A 15,807-nucleotide genomic window follows, 5' to 3' on the forward strand; every position below is an offset into this window, starting at 1 on the left:
GATTCTTCTTACCACGAGTTAATAAATTTAGTGTCTATTTATTTTTCAATACTTTTAGATTTAATGAATGGCATCATTTCACGAAGATCTCTACCAACTGCTTCGATTTGATGTCCATGTTGCTCTTCACGTAATTTATGGAATTCTTCAAAGTTATTTTCATTATCTTTAATAAAGCGATCACTGAAGTTTCCTTTTTGAATATCTTCTAGTACAGCTTTCATATTATCTTTTACATCTGGAGTGATAACACGTGGGCCAGAAACATAGTCGCCAAATTCTGCTGTATTAGAAATTGAATAGCGCATGTTTTCCATTCCGCCTTCATACATTAGATCAACGATAAGTTTCATTTCATGTAACACTTCGAAGTAAGCAATTTCAGGTTGATAACCCGCTTCTACTAATGTTTCAAAACCAGATTGAATTAATTTAGTAGTTCCACCACATAAAACTGCTTGTTCACCAAATAAATCAGTTTCAGTTTCTTCTTTAAATGAAGTTTCTAATACACCAGCACGTGTAGCACCGATACCTTTGGCATAACTTAATGCTAAATCAGTGGCTTCACCACTAGCATCTTGTTCAACGGCGAATAGGGCAGGGACTGCGCTGCCTTCAGCGAATGTACGACGCACTAAATGTCCTGGTCCTTTTGGTGCAACTAAGAATACATCAACGTCTTCTGGTGGTTGGATAACACCGAAATGAATATTAAATCCATGAGCGAATACTAATGCATTATTAGGTTCTAAATTAGGTGCAACTTCTTCTTTATATACTTGTCCTTGGATTTCATCTGGTAAAAGTACCATGATAACATCAGCTTGTTTTGCTGCTTCATTTACAGGATATACTTCGAAGCCGTCATCTTTTGCTTTATCAAAAGAACGTCCATGTCTGATACCGATAATTACGTCATAACCGTTGTCTTTTAAATTTTGAGCGTGGGCGTGTCCTTGAGATCCATAGCCTAAGACTGCTATTTTTTTACCTTGTAAAGCGTCTTTCGTTACTGATTGGTCATAATAAACTGTTGTCATAATAAAATCCTCCATGTTTTTTAAAATTTAGTTATTGTTGTTTCAAAACTATACTAAAGCTGCTGAACCAGTTCTTGAAACTTGTTCAATTTTATATGATGATAGATCATCTAATAAATTATCCATCGTATATTGTGGGCCTGAAGCTTGAAGATAAGTATACTCATCTTCATTTTTCAATATAGAGACTAGCGCATCATAAGGTTTGATTACTTTTTGTAAGTCTTGTTGATTTATTGGTTTTTGTAATTTCACCAATACTAATTCTCTATTGTAAGTATTGGTTTCGGTAATATCTTCAACATCTATGATGTTAATTTGCTTTTCAAGTTGTTGTAATAAATTACGTAATACATCTGTATCTGGTACTTCTGCTACAAAAGTTATATCAGATATACCTTCCTCTAATGTAGGTGTCGCAGAGAGTGTAACGATGTTAAATTGTCTACGAACAAAAATACTCGTTAATCTATTTAATGTACCAGCTTTATCTCTTACCTTAGTTCTAAATGTCCTTCTCATAATAGTCCCTCCATCTCATGGTTGGCTTTACCACTTGGTACCATAGGAGTTACTGGTTCGATTGGTGAAATACGAACATCTATTAGTGCTGGTCCATCATGTTGGAAAGCCGCATCAATTTGTTGTTCTAATTGTGCAGGATCATCAACGATATATCCTTTGACATTATATGCTTCAGCGATTTTTAAAAAGTTCGGTTGACCATTAAATACTGAATGTGAGAAACGTTTATTGAAAAACTTATCTTGCCATTGTTTAACCATACCTAGCGTACCGTTATTAACAATTACAATTTTTATATCAAGATTGTATTCTTCTAAAATTGCCATTTCTTGGTTGGTCATTTGGAAACCACCATCGCCTACAAAGCAAATAACTGTTTTATCAGGTTCTGCAAGTTTTGCTCCAATAGCAGCAGGGATACCAAATCCCATTGTTCCTAAACCACCACTTGTTACAAGTTGCCCGTGGTCTTTGAATGGGTAGTACTGAGCAACCCACATTTGATGTTGACCCACATCAGTTGTTACGATTGCATCTCCATTTGTGATTTCACCTATATACTCAATTGTACGTTGCGGTTTGGAGAAAACACCTTGCTCATCTTCTTGATAGGCAAAAGGTTGATTTACTTTGTTTTCGTTACAAGTTTCTAACCATGATCCATGTTTAATTGAATAGCTATCAAAATCTAATAGTGCCTCTAATGTAGCTTTACAATCTGCAACAATGCCTAAATCTACTTTGATTATTTTATTAATTTCTGATGGATCGATGTCTACGTGAACGATTTTAGCATTTGGCGCAAATTCATCTGGATTACTAGCTAAACGGTCATCAAAGCGGCTACCAAAGTTGATGAGTAAATCACATTCAGTTAATGCCATATTACTGGCGTATGATCCGTGCATACCGCCCATACCCAAGAAATAGGGGTTTTCATATGGTATTGCACCAAGACCAAGTAATGTACTAACTACTGGTAATTGATGTCTATTTATAAATTCAGTAAATACATCATTTGCTTTTGCATGGTTAATGCCTGCACCAGAAAGCACAACGGGTTTTTTAGAGCTTTTTAAATAATCACGAAGTTTTTGTATGTCTTCCTTTGCTGGTTGATTTGGCACTGTATAACCTGGTAATTCTATTTCGTTTGTGGTTTGAGCGTTAGTTGATAAAATACCCATATCTTTAGGAAAATCGATAACGACAGGGCCTTTTCTACCACTATTAGCGATATAGAAAGCTTCGTGGATTATTTTAGGAATATCATTAACATTTTTTACTTGGTAGTTATGTTTTGTTATTGGTGTTGTCATAGAAAGTAAATCTGCTTCTTGGAAGGCATCTTTACCTATGCCTGGTGTTGCTACTTGTCCAGTGATTACTACCAAAGGTAACGAGTCACTATAAGCATCAGCGATACCAGTAATAGCATTTGTGGCCCCTGGACCACTTGTTACAACAACTACACCAGTATTGCCTGATACACGTGCATAACCTTCTGCTGCATGAGTAGCACCTTGTTCATGTCTTGCTAGAATATGCTTGATTTTACCTTCATAAAAAGTGTCATAAAGCGGAAGAACCGCACCACCAGGGTATCCAAATATAAAATCTACTTTTTCATTTGCAAGAGATTCAACGAGCAATTCTGAACCAGATTTCATTTCATCTATTGTTTCTTGTTCTAATTCAACTTCAGGTTCAACAGTTTCAGCGGCTTCTAAATAATCGAAATTTTCTGACATTTCTTGTTCAAGCGTTTCAGTTTGTCTAGACATAGTGCTCACTCCTTAAATTAGATTTTCTGGTACTTGCATGATTCCACCTGTATTAGCGCTTGTTACTAAAGCAGTGTAACGTGCAAGATAACCTGTTTTTACTTTTGCTTTAAATGGTTTTAAATCTTGTTTTCTAGCTTCTAATGTTTCAGTTGATACTTCAACGTCTAAGGTTCTATTTGTTAAATCAATTGTAATTTCATCACCATCTTTGATGAGTCCAATTGGGCCACCTGAAGCCGCTTCTGGAGATACATGACCTACTGCGATACCACGTGTTGCTCCTGAGAAACGGCCATCTGTTATTAAAGCTACATCTTTACCTAATCCTCTACCTACAATTGAGGAAGTAGGGGCTAACATTTCTGGCATTCCAGGACCACCTTTAGGGCCTTCGTATCTAATAACAACTACATGACCTTCACGAACAATATGATTATCAATTGCTTCAACTGCTTCATCGTGTGAATCAAAACAAATTGCTTTACCTTTAAATACTTTAATAGATGGGTCAACTCCACCAACTTTTATAACTGCACCCTTTGGCGCTATATTACCGTATAAAATGGATAAGCCACCTTGTTTATCATAAGGGTTATCAAGATGCCTAATAACATCACTGTTTAAAATCGCCTTGTCTTCATTATTTTCTCGTAATGTTTTGCCTGTAGCTGTTATTCTGTCTGGATGAAGTGTGCCTTCTTTTTTGAACAGTTCATTGATGATTGCAGGAACGCCACCAGCTTCGTGTACATCATGCATTGAATATGAAGAGCTAGGTGCAATTTTTGAAAGATAAGGTGTCTTCTTGGCAATTTCATTGATTCGTGTTAAATCATAATCAATACCGGCTTCATTAGCGATTGCAAGTGTGTGTAATACAGTATTTGTTGAACCACCCATCGCCATGTCTAATGCGAATGCGTCATCAATGGCTTCACGTGTTACAATATCTTTTGGTTTTAAATCGTTTTTAATATTATCTACTAATTTAAATGCTGCTTCTCTAATCATTTCTCTGCGTTGTTCACTCACTGCTAATGCTGTACCATTGTATGGAAGGGAAAGACCTAATACTTCCATTAAACAGTTCATTGAATTGGCTGTGAACATTCCAGAACATGAACCACAGGTAGGGCATGCATTTTGTTCCATATCTAAGAATTCTTCTTTTGAAATTGAACCATCTTTAAAAGCGCCTACTGCTTCAAACATTGATGATAATGTTAAGGCTTTTCCTTCAGAAGATAATCCTGCTTTCATAGGTCCTCCTGAACAAAAGATTGCTGGGACATTTGTTCTTACTGCAGCTAATAACATGCCAGGTGTTATTTTGTCGCAGTTTGGAATGTAAAATACGCCATCAAACCAGTGTGCATTAATTACAGTTTCTGCTGCGTCTGCGATGATTTCTCTAGAGGGTAGGGAATATCTCATTCCAATATGGCCCATTGCGATGCCATCATCTACGCCGATTGTGTCAAATTCAAAGGGAATTGCGCCTGCTTCACGAATTGCTTCTTTGGCAATATCTGCTAATTCTCTCAGATGTACATGTCCTGGGACAATATCGATATACGAATTACAAATTGCCACGAAGGGCTTGTTCATATCTGTTGGTTTTTCTAATGCACCAGTAGCGTGCAAAAGACTTCTTGCTGGAGCTTGCTGATCTCCTTTTTTGATCATATCGCTTCTCATATCTAATTCCCCCATAAAATTGAAAATAAAAAAGCGTCCCAATAAATAATTGGGACGCTTTTAAGTCCCATTCAACTAGAATAAGGACTTAAACGTTTAGTAGCTTCTTTACTAAAGTTCCAGTCCTATGAGCATAATAAAATGACTAAAATATTTGAAGTTGTCGGTTGATATTGCATTGTATATTTGGTCATTTTATTATACTCCTCTCGATAGAATGGTTTATTTTTTGATTTGTTTGAAATGTCTAAAAATTTGATAAATTAAATTTACTACATCACATTGGCGATGTCAACAACTTTTTGTAATTTTCTATCAATTCAAACTATTCTAATTTAGTAAGAACTTGTTTCACTTTGAAGTAATATTGGAAAAAATTTGTTAAACTATAATAGTTAATTTTATGTAGATAAAAAATTATAAGAATGTATAGACGCAAAATTTTTGTTTAAGCTTGCAAAGTTTATTATTCAACAGTGACTACTAATGCATAAGTGCCACTAATCCAAATAAATTTGGAAGTATAACAAGGGCCGCCTTAGCTTAAAGCCAATGCAAAAGCCAATGCAAAAGCGACACTAATCCAAATGAATTTGGAAGTATAACAAGGGCCGCCTTAGCTTAAAGCCAATGCATAAGCGACACTAATCCAAATGAATTTGGAAGTATAACAAGGGCCGCCTTAGCTTAAAGCCAATGCATAAGCGACACTAATCCAAATGAATTTGGAAGTATAACAAGGGCCGCCTTAGCTTAAAGCCAATGCAAAAGCGACACTAATCCAAATAAATTTGGAAGTGTAACAAGGACCGCCTTAGCTTAAAGCCAATGCAAAAGCGACACTAATCCAAATGAATTTGGAAGTGTAAAAAGGACCGCCTTAGCTTAAAGCCAATGCATAAGCGACACTAATCCAAATAAATTTGGAAGTGTCGCTAAAAAAGGGAGAGGACAATGATAAAAATTAATAATATCAATGACATGTCACATTTTGGTGAGGTGTTAACAAAATATCTATCTGCCGGTGACTTAATTTTACTAAACGGAGACTTAGGTGCTGGAAAGACAACTTTAAGCCAATACATCGGAAAAGCTTTAGGTGTAAAGCGAAACATTAATTCTCCAACGTTTAATATAATAAAGTCATATCAAGGTACAGATTTAAAATTACATCATATGGATTGTTATAGATTAGAAGATTCAGAAGAAGATTTAGGATTTGAAGAATATTTTGAAGATGACGCCGTAATTTTGATTGAATGGAGCCAATTTATAGCAGAATTTTTACCTGATTATTATTTATCTATTAACATTCAAACAGAGAATAATACTGAGCGCACGATAACTATAGATGCTCAAGGGGAGCATTATCTTAGAATTAAGGAGGATGTTGAACGTGAACTATCTGCTAATTGATACGTCCAATCAACCTTTATCCGTTGCCGTAACACAAGATAATAAAGTGTTAAACGAGATAAATACTAACGAGAAAACAAATCATTCGGTTCAGTTAATGCTAGCTATTTCCAAAGTGATTACTGGCAGTCAAATAGCAAAGGAAGACATAGATGCCATTATTGTAGCAGAAGGACCAGGTTCATATACTGGTCTGAGAATTGGAGTTACTGTAGCGAAAACGTTAGCCTACGCTTTAAATGCTGAACTATATGGTGTATCTTCATTGAAAGCACTTGCTGCAACAGCACCTGAAGAAGCTGGTTTAATTGTACCTATATTTGATGCGCGACGTGAAGCTGTTTATACAGGCGTTTATAAAAACGAAAATGGACAACTAAAACAAATTATAAAAGACCAATATATTACAATTAAGAGCCTGTTAGTTATATTACACGAACTAGCTGAACCATATAAATTTATTGGAACAGATAGCGAAAAGTTAGAAGCTCTATTAGATAGCACTTGTATTCCAAATTTACCACAAGCCAAGTATATGCAAGCACTCATAGACCAACCAACTGATGTACATCAATTTAAACCAAACTATATTAAAGTGTCCGAGGCTGAAAGAAATTGGTTAAACCAACAGAACAAGAGTTAAATATTCGGTTAATGAATTTGGGAGATGTCCCTCAAGTATTTGATATAGAAAGAAATAGTTTTAATGATAGCAGTTGGTCAATTGATGCATTTTATCATGAAGTGGAAAAAAATGAATTTGCACATTACTTCATTATAGAATTTAATGAAAAAATAATTGGCTATATAGGTGTTTGGATTGTTATAGATCAAGCACAAATAACTACGGTTGCTATTGATGAATCATATAGAGGTTATGGGCTTGGACAATTATTACTTAAATATGCAATGAGTTATGTACAAACTAAATGTGAAGTAATGAGTTTAGAAGTGCGTGTGGATAATGAAATTGCACAACATGTTTATACAAACTTAGGCTTTCAATATGGTGGTAAGCGAAAAAATTATTATGGTGAAGGTGAGGATGCAATAGTTATGTGGGTGAATTTAAATGAATGAGACAACAATAATATTAGCAATTGAATCCAGTTGTGATGAAACAAGTGTCAGTGTTATTAAAAATGGAACAGATATACTGAGTAATATCGTCCTAAGTCAGATTGAAAGCCATAAAAGATTTGGGGGCGTCGTACCAGAAGTAGCGAGTAGGCACCATGTTGAAGGTATCACAACTACTATTGATGAAGCGTTGAACACTGCTGATGTAACAATGCTGCAGGTTGATGCAGTAGCAGTCACGCAAGGTCCTGGATTAATAGGAGCGTTGCTAGTCGGTATAAATGCTGCGAAAGCATTAGCATTTGCATATGACAAACCATTAATTCCAGTTCATCATATAGCAGGTCATATATACGCGAATCATTTAGAAAAGCCACTCCAGTTTCCAGTCATGTCTTTAATCGTTTCGGGTGGACATACAGAGTTAATTTATATGAAAGATCATTTGAACTTTGAGGTTATTGGTGAAACTAGAGATGATGCCGTAGGTGAAGCATATGACAAAGTAGCTAGAACCATCGGGCTTAGTTATCCAGGGGGGCCACAAGTTGATAAATTAGCAGCTCAGGGTCAAGATAGTTATGATTTTCCAAGGGTATGGTTAGACAAAGATAGTTATGATTTTAGTTTTAGTGGATTAAAAAGTGCAGTAATAAACAAACTTCATAACGTTCGACAAAAAGGTGAAGAAATTAACGAAGCGGATGTTGCCACAAGTTTCCAAAATAGTGTGGTTGAAGTATTAGTTGGCAAATCTATATCAGCATGTGAAGCTTATAATGTAAATCAACTTATAGTCGCGGGTGGTGTAGCGAGTAATAAAGGTTTAAGATCTGCATTATCTGAAGCTTGTGAAAGTCATAATATCACACTCTCAATACCAAGCCCTAAATTATGTACAGATAATGCTGCTATGATTGGTGCAGCGGCTCACTATTTATATAATGCTGGTGTTAGAGCAGATATGACATTGAATGGTGTTAATAGTTTAGATATTGAATCATTTACAGTTAAATAATTAGTGAAAATTATCAATTTAATATTAGGTAGTTACTTTCAAAAAGGTCCTGGATATCAATAAATGTCTTGGACTTTTTTTGTGTTTATCAGATTTATAGATGTTAGATAAATTGATTGTTGCTCTTTAAGTTTTTAACTATTTAAGGTTGTAGTACAAAAATTTAAAATTCTAAACTTTATAACAATAGAATATGGGTATAGGTAGTTTATAGAGATTCAAATAATTGATTTAATATGTGTTGATGTTTAACACCACAAGGAGGAAGTTAATAATGAAAGCAGTTCAATATTTTAATTTTCAAAATAGTTTAGCCGCGTTAAATTTTTATGAAGAACATTTTGGTGCAACGGATATACAACGTGTAGGTGGAGACCATGAAATGTTCGCAAATATGCCTGAGGAATATCAAGTAGACGCAGATTTTACGATGAACGCCTCATTTAATATACTTGGCGAAACATTCTATTGTAGTGACACGTGGAAGAACAAGAAAATAGATAATAGTGGCGCGATTGTTACATTTACATTTGATGGTTCGAATGAAGCGGAAAAAGAAACAGCAAAAGCCTTCTTTGATAAAGCGGTAGCAGCAGGATGTGAAGTGACGATGCCGTTAGGTAAAACAGAATGGTCAGATTTCTATGGTATGTTTAATGATCCATTTGGTGTTACGTGGATGGTTAATGCGGAATAAATCATGAATTTAAAATCGAATCTTTATAATAAATATGTTTAATTTATCCAAATAGAGAGGGCGGGTTATGTATCCATCCTCTCTATTTGTAGTTATAAGCAATATCAAATGAAACGAAAAAACAATTTTAAATTAAGTATTACGGTTTGCTGTTGACTTTGCTCGATTATAAATTTTCTTTGGAAATGCCATAATCCTAAGTAATTCTATCGCATTTCGGGTGTCAGCTTTACCTTGCTTAATCTTAAAGTCGAAGGAAATATTATCCTCAGTTATAGACTCGTTAAAATGATAGTTTGAATATATATTGTCTAATAAAGAAGAGAGTTCAATATCATGCGTAGCGGCAATGACAGTATAGCCTTTAAGTTGATCAAGATAACTTAGAACAGACTCTGATGCAGCAATACGCTCAGTTGTATTTGTACCTTTAAAAATTTCATCAATAAAACAATAAACTTTTTCAGTTGTAGTGATATCAAATAGACGTTTAATAGATTTGATTTCAGTCATGAAATAACTATCACCTGTTAAGATATCATCTTGGTTTACCATTGAAGTATAAACCATACCGGGTTTATACCTAAATTCTTCAGCTGTAGCAGTGTTAACTGTTTGTGATAATACGATGTTTAGTGCAACAGCTTTCATAAATGTGGACTTACCCGATGCATTTGAACCAGTTAGTAAGATATGATTGTCTATTGCTAAATTGTTTGGTACTGCATCATTAATCAATGGATGTGTTAATTGTTCAAAATGAATAACATCTTTTTCTATAACCTGAGGAACTGTATAATGATCTAGAGTTTCTCTCCATAAAGCAACGGCGTAGTGATTATCAATATTAGCGATGTATTCATAACACGCCATTACTTCATCTTCATACTTTTTAAAACTGTTTTGAATTAAATGAAATAGATGGTAATCCACCATAAAGATTAATTTGAATAATAACGAAAACACGGATGTTTCGTCGTTTGAGTTCACACGACCTAACAATCCACTAAATTTGCGTGCAGTAATAAAATGTTTAAAGTCAACATCTAAATTAGGCGCAAGTTCGTGTTGTTGGATGGCATAAGCTTTTTTAATAACCGTTGACGTGTAGAACATTGAATTTAAATCTTGTTCATAGGTCTTTTTTAAGAAGCCACTTAACATCATATTAAAAATTGCGGAAAAAATAGTTAAAGTTATGCCAATACTAGGTGTGAAAATGGATAGAATTATAAAAATTAATGGTAAGTAAGTACAAAGCATAAAAAAGTTATTGCGCTTAATCGATGAGATTTGATCTGGAAAAGTAGGGTAGATTGCTTTTCCGATTTGCGCTAAATACAGTGATATTTCATTTCTGAAATCTATGTTAGTTGTAAAATTATAAAGAAGTTTAGCGTCTGTTACTTGAAACATATTTTTTAAAGTTGCAAAAAGTCTCATTTCACCAATAGCTGTAAAGTTAAAATTCATATTATGAAATACGCTATCAAGATTTAAATCTGACCACGTTTTTTCATCTGTCAATGTTGCACTGTTAAATTTGTGTTTATATGTATCAAATTGATAACGATAAGTATGATTCGGTCTAATAAAGTTTTCTAAAGGACGTTTATTAGCCCATAAAGGTTTGATATCGTGCATAAGTTTTTTGTTGGCGACAATGGGTGAGATAATCATCAATGCAGTACCCAATAAAAGAAAAGCTATGAAGAACCAAAAAATTGTTGGCATGTTGTATTACTCCCTTTATTAATATGTAAATAGCTATGAGATAATTATGACATTATCGCTAAAATTTAACAAACTGAGATAATATATTACATAAGACAAAATAATCTAATGTCAATAGAGAACATGCGTACTTATCAACAAATAGTGCACAAGTTGTGGATAAGTTTGGGTAAAATATGTGGATATAAGCTATTATCTGAATTTTATACGCAAAAAAAGATTACTTTTTACTTGTGGATAACTAGGATAACTTTGTGGATAGCCTTTGTTATGGGGTGAATAATGTGAATAGTTATTGTGTAGTTCATGCTAAGAAAAAAAGTTAAAGTAGAAAATTCTACTTTAACTTTTGTTTTGAATAAGGATTTATATTAACTTTTCTTGTAATTCTGCCCATTCGGCCATGACTTGTTCTAGTTTTTGTTCGATTTCTGATTTTGAAATTGCTAAGGAATTTGCTTTTTCAGGATCAGAGTATACGTCTGGCAAGGTAAGTTGATGATTAATATCATTTATTTCTTCTTCATAGGTTTCTATATTTAATTCACATGTTTCAATTTGACGTTCGATTTGACGTTGTTCACGTTTTTGTTGTTTTTGATCAATATATGAGTCATTTTGTTTGATAACCGTATCATCTACTGTTGGATTTTCTAATTCTTCTTTTGCTTTTAATGCTGCTTTTTCCTCAGTTTTTTCAATGTAATATTGATAATTTCCTAGATACATTGTGCCACCCTCAGAATCTAAATCGTAAACTTTATTGGCTAATTCATTAATAAAATAACGATCATGAGATACAAATAGGATTGTGCCTTTAAAGTTTGCTAAAGCTTGTTCTAACATTTCTTTTGAATCTATATCTAAATGGTTTGTAGGTTCATCTAAAATGAGTACATTGTTTCGCTCAAGCATTAATAAAGCAAGCTGTAAACGTGCTTTCTCTCCACCCGATAGATCGTTAATTATTTTTTTAACGTCTTCTTGTACAAATAGAAAACGACCTAAAACAGCGCGAATGTCTTTTTCATTCATAGTAGGGTATTGGTCCCATAAGTAATCAAGTATTGTTTTATTTGATTTAAATTCGGCTTGCTTTTGATCATAATAACCAATTTTTAAGTTGGCACCGGTAGTGATTGTCCCATTTAATGCATTTTGTATATTGGCAATGGTTTTTATTAAAGTTGATTTCCCAATGCCATTAGGTCCGATAATTGCAATATGATCTCCTTTTGTTACTTCAAAAGTGATTCCTTTAGTAACCGGAGACTCATAGCCGATTTCTAAATTTTTTATATGGAAGACATCATTACCAGTATTACGATCAAATTCAAATTGAATGTTGGCACTTTTAGCATCAATCATAGGTTTATTTATGCGTTCAATCTTTTCCAACATTTTCCTACGGCTCTTAGCCATACCTGTAGTTGAAGCGCGGGCAATATTTTTATCGACAAAAGTCTCTAATCGTTTAATTTCAGCTTGTTGATTCTCATATTCTTGCATACGTTTTTCATAATATTTATCTCTTTGATTAATAAACTGAGCATAATTGCCTACATAATGTTGAACATCACCGAGTGCAACGTCATAAATTTGAGTCACAATTTTATCTAAGAAATATCTATCATGACTAATAATTACGATGGCACCTTTAAAGTAATTTAAATAACTTTCTAACCATTGGGTCGTTTCCATATCTAAATGGTTGGTGGGTTCGTCTAAAAGTAATAAATCAGGTTCGCTTAGTAACATTTGTGCCAAAGATAATCTTGTTTTTTGACCACCGCTAAAGTCGTTGATAGGTCGGTCGAAATCCGCTTCACTAAAATTCAATCCGTGTAAGACTGTTTTAATTTTGCTTTCATATTGATAGCCATCTTGTTGTTCAAATTGATTGGATAACGCTTCATAGCGATCGATATGAGATTTATATGCCTCAGTATCATACTCATTCGCATGTTGTGCTAACCAATCTGTTTCCAATTTCATTTCTTGTTCTAAATTTTTCATTGCCTCAAACGGCTTAGACATTTCTTCAAATACAGTTTGATCTGTATTTAATGTCATTTGCTGTGTTAAATAACCAAGTTTCAAATTTTTACTCTTAGAAATATGACCACTATCATAATCTTCAACACCAGCAATTATTTTCATTAATGTAGATTTTCCGGCGCCATTACGACCTACAATACCAATGCGTTCACCAGTTTTAACTTCAAAATCCACATTATTAAAAATATCTTCGCCGTCGAATGATTTAGTTAAATCATTGAGTTGTAATAATATCATCTGATTTTGCACCTCTCTATTCATTATCATTCTACAGTATTCAGCGTGTTGTTAAAACTATCATTGTTTATTTTTATTATTCAGTCATGTATAATGTTGTAGTGATTATAAGATTAATGAATAACAGATAATGAAATAGGGGGAAATAATCTTGGCTAATCAAAGCGAAAAGATTCCTCGTGCCACATTGAAACGTTTACCGTTATATTATAGATTCGTCAATACATTAAAATCTAAAGGCATTGATAGAGTTAATTCTAAAGCCATCAGCGAGGGCTTAAATATTGATTCTGCGACGATTCGAAGAGATTTTTCTTATTTTGGCGAGTTAGGCAAGAAAGGCTATGGCTATAATATTGATAGCTTATTACATTTTTTTAAAAATGAAATTAGCGAAAATGACGAGATTAAAATTGCAATTGTAGGTGTAGGGAACTTAGGTAAAGCATTATTAACATATAACTTTTCAATACATGATGAAATGACTATAACTGAAGCATTCGATATTCGTGAAGAGGTTATTGGGACACAAATAGGTAAAGTGACAGTAAGTCCATTTGATAAAATAAAGGAAATATTAACACAAGAAGATATAGATGTAGTGATATTGACTACGCCTGAAGAAGCAGCTCAAAACGTAGCTGATGTATTAGTAGATTCAGGTGTTAAAGGGATACTTAACTTTACACCAAGTCGTGTGCTAACTCCATCAGACGTTCAAGTTCATCATATTGATTTAGGTATTGAATTACAATCGCTATTATTTTTTATGAAAAATTATAGCAATAAATAAAAAATGATTAGTTAGTTTTTTATAGATACAGTAATACACTCAGTGTGCTGTGTTTATAAAAAACTATTTTTTTTATGGGTGTTTAATTTTAATTTGGAAATACTGTTACTATATAAGTTAGTAGAAAATTAAAAATTTATGAGTTGCAAGGTTGAAATTTTATACGATTTCTAATATTATTAATCTTATTGATTTTATCGGAAAAGAGGTTATTAATATGACTTGGTTAATAATCAGCGGCATTATTGTGGGAAGTCTTTTAGGCTTTGTTATGCAAAGAACACGGTTTTGTCTGGCTGGTGGATTTAGAGATATGTATATTCAAAAGAGTAACAAAATGTTTTATGCATTACTTATAGCAATTACAGTTCAAAGTATAGGATTGCTCATTTTGACTTCTACTGGTTTAGTACAAATACCTGAGTCAACTTATCCTATTATTGGAACAGTAATAGGTTCATTTATATTTGGTTTAGGTATTATATTAGCTGGCGGATGTGCAACCGGTACATGGTATAGAGCAGGTGAAGGTTTAATAGGCAGTTGGATGGCACTCATCGCCTATGCATTTACTTCGGCAGCTACGAAATATGGATTATTATTACCATTAATGGATGGTTTAAATAAGCCTACAAATGTTAATACAAGCATATCACAAACTACAGGGATACCGACATGGGTTTGGGTAGCAATACTTACATTTATCACAGTGTTTTTTGTAGTCAAAACTTTACGCAAACCGAAACCTAAATTTGCTGTTCCTAAATTAAAACAGAAATTCACAGGTTTGCGGCATTATTTATTTGAAAAGAAATACCACCCATTTGTTGCTGCTATTGCAGTAGGGCTCATTGCTTTAATTGCATGGCCTGTAAGTGAGTCGACAGGAAGAATGTATGGACTAGGTATTACAACACCATCCGCTAATCTAGTACAGTTTTTTGTAACTGGTGATTTGAAATTATTAGACTGGGGTGTTTTCTTAGTTCTTGGGATATTCCTAGGATCTTATATTGCGGCTAAAGGGGCAAGAGAGTTTAAATGGAGATTGCCAGATACAAAAACTATTCGTAATAGTATTATTGGCGGCGTGCTTATGGGATTTGGCGCTTCAGTAGCAGGTGGTTGTTCAATAGGTAATGGACTAGTAGAAACAGCAACGATGTCATGGAAAGGTTGGATTGCGCTTGCTTCAATGATTTTAGGAGCTTGGACAATGAGTTATTTTGTGTTTATCAGACCTATGAAAAAAGCGCAGAAGCAAACTTCTAACGAAACTGTAACATCACAAACGCAAACAATATAATTAATATAGGAGGCACAAATTATGGTACACGAGTTAGGTACAGTTGGAATGGTTTGTCCATTCCCGTTAATAGAAGCACAAAAGAAAATGAATACGTTAGATAATGGTGATGAATTAAAAATAGATTTTGATTGTACTCAAGCAACTGAAGCTTTACCAAATTGGGCAGCTGAGCAAGGCTATCCAGTTACTAATTATGAACAATTAGATGATGCATCATGGACAATCACAATTCAAAAAGCTTAATTAATAGTAATAGTTGAGATTGAGACTGCAAGTGAACTTCACTTAGTCAATTAGACAACATAATAATTAAAATAAAAATGATTGAATTCATAGCTATGCTCTGAGTTCGATCATTTTTATTTTAAGTCTTTTTATTATTTGAATTTATTATATATTTTGTAGTCAAAAT

14 protein-coding genes are annotated in these 15,807 nt (G+C 33.7%); 8 read left to right on the forward strand and 6 right to left on the reverse strand.

Annotated elements, in window-relative coordinates:
* Window positions 1-38: 38 nt before the first annotated feature.
* The 4 genes from ilvC to ilvD are packed head-to-tail and all read right to left on the reverse strand — an operon-like array spanning window position 39 to window position 5,053.
* Entirely contained in the window at window positions 39-1,043 is a 1,005-nt protein-coding gene (gene ilvC / locus ACW5YJ_RS06055; protein WP_017723414.1) for a ketol-acid reductoisomerase, read from the reverse strand.
* A gap of 48 nt (window positions 1,044-1,091) precedes the next feature.
* Window positions 1,092-1,565 (reverse strand): acetolactate synthase small subunit, encoded by a 474-nt coding sequence (gene ilvN, locus ACW5YJ_RS06060; RefSeq protein WP_017723415.1) that lies wholly within the window; start codon window positions 1,563-1,565, stop codon window positions 1,092-1,094.
* Window positions 1,562-3,352 (reverse strand): biosynthetic-type acetolactate synthase large subunit, encoded by a 1,791-nt coding sequence (gene ilvB, locus ACW5YJ_RS06065; protein WP_017723416.1) that lies wholly within the window; start codon window positions 3,350-3,352, stop codon window positions 1,562-1,564. Before ilvB ends, ilvN begins: the two co-directional genes overlap by 4 nt.
* Window positions 3,353-3,364: 12 nt before the next feature.
* Window positions 3,365-5,053: a dihydroxy-acid dehydratase gene (gene ilvD / locus ACW5YJ_RS06070; protein WP_017723417.1), complete on the reverse strand. Its 1,689-nt coding sequence runs from the start codon at window positions 5,051-5,053 to the stop codon at window positions 3,365-3,367.
* Between the two features lie 954 nt (window positions 5,054-6,007).
* On the opposite strand from ilvD, the gene tsaE reads away from it, so the two are divergent.
* The 5 genes from tsaE (at window position 6,008) to ACW5YJ_RS06095 (ending at window position 9,264) form a co-directional block, all read left to right on the forward strand.
* Complete coding sequence (gene tsaE, locus ACW5YJ_RS06075) at window positions 6,008-6,469, forward strand: tRNA (adenosine(37)-N6)-threonylcarbamoyltransferase complex ATPase subunit type 1 TsaE (protein WP_457338581.1); 462 nt, start codon at window positions 6,008-6,010, stop codon at window positions 6,467-6,469.
* Complete coding sequence (gene tsaB, locus ACW5YJ_RS06080; RefSeq protein WP_457338582.1) at window positions 6,450-7,112, forward strand: tRNA (adenosine(37)-N6)-threonylcarbamoyltransferase complex dimerization subunit type 1 TsaB; 663 nt, start codon at window positions 6,450-6,452, stop codon at window positions 7,110-7,112. Before tsaE ends, tsaB begins: the two co-directional genes overlap by 20 nt.
* Window positions 7,085-7,549 carry a ribosomal protein S18-alanine N-acetyltransferase gene (gene rimI / locus ACW5YJ_RS06085; RefSeq protein ID WP_017723420.1) on the forward strand — a complete coding sequence of 155 codons (465 nt, stop codon included), beginning with the start codon at window positions 7,085-7,087 and terminating at the stop codon, window positions 7,547-7,549. Before tsaB ends, rimI begins: the two co-directional genes overlap by 28 nt.
* Window positions 7,542-8,567, forward strand: a complete 1,026-nt coding sequence (gene tsaD, locus ACW5YJ_RS06090) for a tRNA (adenosine(37)-N6)-threonylcarbamoyltransferase complex transferase subunit TsaD (protein WP_017723421.1) — start codon at window positions 7,542-7,544, stop codon at window positions 8,565-8,567. The genes rimI and tsaD overlap by 8 nt, the downstream gene beginning before the upstream one ends.
* Before the next feature lie 274 nt (window positions 8,568-8,841).
* On the forward strand, window positions 8,842-9,264 hold the full coding sequence (locus ACW5YJ_RS06095) for a VOC family protein (RefSeq protein WP_017723422.1): 423 nt from the start codon (window positions 8,842-8,844) through the stop codon (window positions 9,262-9,264).
* Window positions 9,265-9,396: 132 nt separating this feature from the next.
* Here ACW5YJ_RS06095 and ACW5YJ_RS06100 read toward each other — a convergent pair whose 3' ends face one another.
* Together ACW5YJ_RS06100 and abc-f are read right to left on the reverse strand one after the other, a co-directional pair.
* A complete protein-coding gene (locus ACW5YJ_RS06100; protein WP_107551650.1) occupies window positions 9,397-10,998 on the reverse strand; it encodes a MutS-related protein in 1,602 nt (533 codons plus the stop codon).
* A 366-nt stretch (window positions 10,999-11,364) separates the two neighbouring features.
* Window positions 11,365-13,293: a ribosomal protection-like ABC-F family protein gene (gene abc-f / locus ACW5YJ_RS06105; RefSeq protein ID WP_457338617.1), complete on the reverse strand. Its 1,929-nt coding sequence runs from the start codon at window positions 13,291-13,293 to the stop codon at window positions 11,365-11,367.
* A gap of 151 nt (window positions 13,294-13,444) precedes the next feature.
* Here abc-f and ACW5YJ_RS06110 point away from each other — a divergent pair, with 151 nt between their 5' ends.
* The 3 genes from ACW5YJ_RS06110 to ACW5YJ_RS06120 all read left to right on the forward strand — a co-directional run bounded on the left by ACW5YJ_RS06110 (window position 13,445) and on the right by ACW5YJ_RS06120 (window position 15,638).
* Window positions 13,445-14,086, forward strand: coding sequence for a redox-sensing transcriptional repressor Rex (locus ACW5YJ_RS06110; protein ID WP_017723425.1), 642 nt, complete (start codon window positions 13,445-13,447; stop codon window positions 14,084-14,086).
* A 217-nt stretch (window positions 14,087-14,303) separates the two neighbouring features.
* Window positions 14,304-15,392 (forward strand): YeeE/YedE family protein, encoded by a 1,089-nt coding sequence (locus ACW5YJ_RS06115; protein WP_457338583.1) that lies wholly within the window; start codon window positions 14,304-14,306, stop codon window positions 15,390-15,392.
* A 21-nt stretch (window positions 15,393-15,413) separates the two neighbouring features.
* Window positions 15,414-15,638: a sulfurtransferase TusA family protein gene (locus tag ACW5YJ_RS06120; protein ID WP_017723427.1), complete on the forward strand. Its 225-nt coding sequence runs from the start codon at window positions 15,414-15,416 to the stop codon at window positions 15,636-15,638.
* Window positions 15,639-15,807: the final 169 nt, after the last annotated feature.

The sequence above is a fragment of the Staphylococcus sp. mip270_02 genome, assembly GCF_054031535.1.

Excerpts from the sequence above, each read along its gene's own strand:
- ilvN (WP_017723415.1), bottom strand. The coding sequence starts at position 1,565 with ATGAGAAGGACATTTAGAACTAAGGTAAGAGATAAAGCTGGTACATTA.
- ilvC (WP_017723414.1), bottom strand. The coding sequence starts at position 1,043 with ATGACAACAGTTTATTATGACCAATCAGTAACGAAAGACGCTTTACAA.
- ilvD (WP_017723417.1), bottom strand. The coding sequence starts at position 5,053 with ATGAGAAGCGATATGATCAAAAAAGGAGATCAGCAAGCTCCAGCAAGA.
- abc-f (WP_457338617.1), bottom strand. The coding sequence starts at position 13,293 with ATGATATTATTACAACTCAATGATTTAACTAAATCATTCGACGGCGAA.
- tsaE (WP_457338581.1), top strand. The coding sequence starts at position 6,008 with ATGATAAAAATTAATAATATCAATGACATGTCACATTTTGGTGAGGTG.
- ACW5YJ_RS06095 (WP_017723422.1), top strand. The coding sequence starts at position 8,842 with ATGAAAGCAGTTCAATATTTTAATTTTCAAAATAGTTTAGCCGCGTTA.
- tsaD (WP_017723421.1), top strand. The coding sequence starts at position 7,542 with ATGAATGAGACAACAATAATATTAGCAATTGAATCCAGTTGTGATGAA.
- ACW5YJ_RS06100 (WP_107551650.1), bottom strand. The coding sequence starts at position 10,998 with ATGCCAACAATTTTTTGGTTCTTCATAGCTTTTCTTTTATTGGGTACT.
- ACW5YJ_RS06120 (WP_017723427.1), top strand. The coding sequence starts at position 15,414 with ATGGTACACGAGTTAGGTACAGTTGGAATGGTTTGTCCATTCCCGTTA.
- ACW5YJ_RS06115 (WP_457338583.1), top strand. The coding sequence starts at position 14,304 with ATGACTTGGTTAATAATCAGCGGCATTATTGTGGGAAGTCTTTTAGGC.
- ilvB (WP_017723416.1), bottom strand. The coding sequence starts at position 3,352 with ATGTCTAGACAAACTGAAACGCTTGAACAAGAAATGTCAGAAAATTTC.